Source organism: Stenotrophomonas sp. GD03777 (assembly GCF_029842485.1).
GTDB classification, from domain to species: Bacteria; Pseudomonadota; Gammaproteobacteria; order Xanthomonadales; family Xanthomonadaceae; genus Stenotrophomonas; species Stenotrophomonas sepilia.
In genome coordinates this window covers 1-4,165 of sequence record NZ_JAOCGL010000183.1, presented here as the reverse complement: position 1 = coordinate 4,165, position 4,165 = coordinate 1, and the positions used below count along the sequence as shown (strand labels likewise).

Annotated in this window: 2 protein-coding genes; both read right to left on the bottom strand. The window is 69.7% G+C overall.

Annotated elements, in window-relative coordinates; genetic code table 11:
* Positions 1–22: 22 nt before the first annotated feature.
* A complete protein-coding gene (locus tag N5E02_RS20330) occupies positions 23–3,049 on the bottom strand; it encodes a ligand-binding sensor domain-containing diguanylate cyclase (protein WP_279946687.1) in 3,027 nt (1,008 codons plus the stop codon).
* 176 nt (positions 3,050–3,225) lie between these two features.
* The coding region (locus tag N5E02_RS20325; RefSeq protein WP_279946686.1) for an ATP-binding protein at positions 3,226–4,165 on the bottom strand (940 nt) is incomplete at its 5' end.

The following is a 4,165-nucleotide window of genomic DNA, read 5'->3' as shown; positions in this document are numbered from 1 at the left end:
TCCACGCCATGCGTGGATGCGATCAACCAATACTCGTGCGATCGCGGCCGTCGCTCTTGGCGCGGTACAGCGCGCGGTCGGCGCGCTGGTACAGCAGCGCCGGGGTGCGGTCGTCGGCATCCAGCTCTACCAGGCCCGCACTGAAGGTCACACGCAGGCCCGCCACGCCGGCCCAATCGGGATGGTCATGGAACAGGCCACGCAGGCGCGCGCACAGCTGTGCGGCTTCCTCCAGGCGGGTGTCGTTGAGCAGCAGCGCGAACTCTTCGCCGCCGGTGCGCGCCGGCAGGTCGGAGTCGCGGCAGGCCGCTGCGATCAATGACGCCACCTGCACCAGCACGGCATCGCCGATGCTGTGGCTGTGGCGGTCGTTGACCTCCTTGAAGTGATCGATGTCGAGCACCACCAGGCACAGCGGATGACCACTGCGCTGGGACCGGGCGAAGTCACGCGCCAACGTTTCGTCGAAGGCGCGGCGATTGGCCAGGCCGGTCAGCACATCCTCGCGGGCCTGGCGCTCGAAGGCTTCGGCCTGGCGCGCCAGGCGCTCGGCCAGTTCGGTCTTTTCCTGGTTCAGCGCCTGCAGGTGCACCGTCTTGGCCTGCAGGTCGAAGGTCGCTTCGTCCACCCGCCGTGCCAGGCGCAGGTTGCTGGCCTTCAGCTGCTGCAGCAGCAGCCGGTACAGCGCCACCAGTCCAGTCAGCAGCAGCATCCCCGCCAGCACCTGCACGCTGCGGCGCTGCCACCAGAACGGTTCCACGGTGAAGCTCCACACCGCCTCCTGTTGGCCCCAGCTGCCGCCGGGATGGGCGGCCGCCACATGCAGGGTGTAGTCGCCCGGCGGCAGGCCGACGAACTCAACGCTGCGCTGCGGGCCGCGCTCGACCCAGCCGGCATCCAGCCCGTCCAGCCGCGTGCGGTAGCGGATCCGGTCAGACATCAGGTAGCTCAGGCCGACATAACTCACCGCCAACCGGCGCCCCCCTGGAATATGGTTGCGATCCGGCCCTTCCCAATGCACCGGCGCGCCATCCACCTGCACGCTCTCGATCGCGGCCGGCGGCGATGGCCGCTCGCGGAAACGCTGCAGGCGCTGCGGGTCGACCGTGCTCAGGCCGCCTGCGGTGACCACCCAGAACGTGCCGTCCTGGCGCAGGATCGCCGATGGGCTGGAGCTGCCGTTGGCCTGTGCATTGGCCATACCGTCGATCTCGTTGTAGCGCTCCACCCCCACCCGCGGCGTGCGGCCATCGGCCACGGCGTTGAGGGTGACCATATCGGTGCGCAACACACCGCGATTGCTGCTGATCCACACATTGCCAAGGCGATCCTGCACCAGCTGGAACACCGCATCCACCGGCATGCCCTGCTCAAGGCCGACCCGCGCCAGCGCACCGTTGCGCCAACGGTACAGGCCACGATCACTGCTGATCCACATCGCGTCGCCCAGCTGGTGGAAGCCGAACACGCTGCGGCCACCGCCCAGCGGCGCCAGGTCGATCGACTGCACGTGGTCGCCGCGCAGCACGCGGATGCCTTCGATGGTGCCGATCCACAGGTTGCCCTGATGGTCATGCTCAAGCGCGGTGATCAGGCCGCCGGGCATGCCCGGCGCGTTCGAGACCTGCACATGGTCGCCGTCGATGCGCACCACGCCCTTCTGCGTGCCGGCCCAGACCACGCCCTGGGAATCAACGCTGATCGCACGGATGTTGCCACCCGGCATGCCGTCGGCTGCCGCGTAGTTGTGGCGCAGGTGGCCGTCACGGCCGAGCCGGTAGACCCCATCGCCGAAGGTTCCGACCCACAGGTCACCGTCCGGCCCCTGTGCCAGGCTCAGTACCGAAGGTGCCTTGCCGCCGCGGTTGTGCAGCGGCATCGCCCGGAAACGGCCGTCCGCGGTCCGCATGTCAAGCCCGCTGGCGCTGCCGACCCACAGCTGGCGATCGCGATCCTCGAATACCGTGCGCACGTAATCGCCACTGAGCCCATCGCGCTCGGTGTAGCTGCTGAACAGTGTTTCGCGCAGGCGATAGAGCCCGCCGTTGGCGCCCACCCAGATGCTGCCTTCGGCATCCTCGCGCAGGCTGACCACGCGTCCGCCCGGCAGGTTCAGACCGGCCGGCAGTCGCTCCAGGCCATGTGCGGAGATGCGCAGCAGGCCCTGGTTCTCGGTGCCCAGCCACAGGTCACCGTGCCGGTCCTGCAGCATCGAGGTCATGTGCAGCTGGCCCGGCAGGCGGTGCACCAGCACCAGCTGGTCGTCCTCCACCCGGTACAGGCGCTCACCGGCGACGATCCACAACGCGCCATCCGGCGCACGGTAGGGCCACGACAGGCCACTGCCGGCACCCAGCCCCCATGCGGCGGGGGCGCGCTTGAGCACGCCATCGTTGTCGCGCAGCACCAGCCCGTCCAGCGTACCGACCCAGACCCGGTCCTGCGCATCGACCACCAGTCTGGTGAAGCTCATCGCCATCGGCAGGTCCGCCGCCGGCGCCTGGTAGACAATGCCGCTGTCCGGCGTCAGGTAGCCGATGCCCTTGCCTTCGTACAGCAGCCACAGCCGCCCCTGGCTGTCCATCTGCATGGACTGGATCAGCACCTGCGGCGTATCGGCCTGGTGCTCCCACACCCGCCATTGGCCATCACTGCCACGGTGGCTGACGTTGCCGCGCGAATCACTGATCCACAGTCCGCCCTGGCGGTCGACGAACAGGGCGCCGATGCCGTTGTCGCGCAGGCCCGGGCGCGTGCTGCGGTCGAACACGGTGAAATCCAGGCCGTTGTAGCGCACCAGCCCTTCCCAGGTGGCGAACCAGAGATGGCCTTCCGGCGTCTGCGCGATGTCGCGCAGCGAGTTGTGCGGCAGGCCGTTGCGCGAGGTCCATACATCGATGGCGTAGTCGCGCAGCGGGGGCGCGCCCTCCTGCGCAGCCAACGGCAGCGCAAGGGCCAGCAGCAGCCACAACAGGCCCTGCCGCAGTGCCCGCCTGAATCCTGATGCGCGGCGCTCCACCCAGCGCCTCTTGTCCCCCTGCCCGCCCATCACCGCAGCGGCGGCGGCCAGGTGCGGCTGCAGGACGCGGCAGCGTGCGGGAACAGCCGGGCAGCGTGCAATGGCATGCCGGCAGGAACGGGCTGGCTCATCGTGGGGAGACTGGGGAGATGCGCAGATGATAGGCCAAACCCCGGCCCCGGCGTCACCGTTCGCAGCGCGCCGACTCAGCCGGCGCGGCCGGGCGCCACCACCTGGGCACTGGCAGGCCACTGCACCACCGCCTCCAGGCCACCTTCGGCCCGGTTGCGCAGCCACAGCCGGGCGCCGTCCTTCTCGGCCAGGGCGCGCGCGATGGTCAGGCCCAGGCCGGCCCCGCCGGTTTCGCGCGAACGCGAGGTCTCCACCCGCACGAACGGATCGAACACCGCCTCCAGCTGCTCTTCGGCCAGGCCCGGGCCGTCATCGGCCACCACCACGGTAATCGCACCGCCGCTGCGCTCAACCCGCACCCGTGCCCGCTGCGCGTACATCACCGCGTTGTCCACCAGGTTGGAGAACAGCCGGTGCATGGCCAACGGACGCAACATCAGCACCGAACCACTGCCCCCTTCGAAGACCACATCACCGCCGCCTTCGGCGGCGTCCTCGACAATGCTCTCCAGCAGCGAATCCAGGTCCAGTGCGGCGCGCTGCTCGGCACTCTCGGCGCTGCGCGCCAGTTCCAGGCCCTCGCGCACCAGCGCCTGCATCGCCGCCAGGTCGCCGATCAGGCGCTCACGCAGGGCCTCGTCGCTGACATTCTCCAGGCGCAGGCGCAGCCGGGTCAGCGGCGTCTGCAGGTCGTGGGTGATCGCCGCCAGCATCTGCGTGCGTTCGGCCAGGTGCCGCTGCAGACGGTGCTGCATGGCGTTGAAGGCTTCGGCGGCACGCTGCACTTCGCGCGGCCCGCGCAGTGGCAACGGGTCGCGCTGCAGGTCATCGCCAAGGTCTTCTGCGGCTGCGGCCAGTTCCTGCAGCGGCGCGCTGGCCATGCGCGCGACGATATAGGCCAGCACGGCAATCGCCAGCACCAGCAGGGTCAGGAACCATGGGTCCACGGCGAGGATGCCGTTGTGCGCCACCGCCGGCGAGTCCAGCGCCAGCTTCAGCAGCGTGCCGTCGTTG

Coding starts and splice junctions, on each gene's coding strand:
- N5E02_RS20330 (WP_279946687.1), bottom strand. CDS start 3,049: ATGGGCGGGCAGGGGGACAAGAGGCGCTGGGTGGAGCGCCGCGCATCA.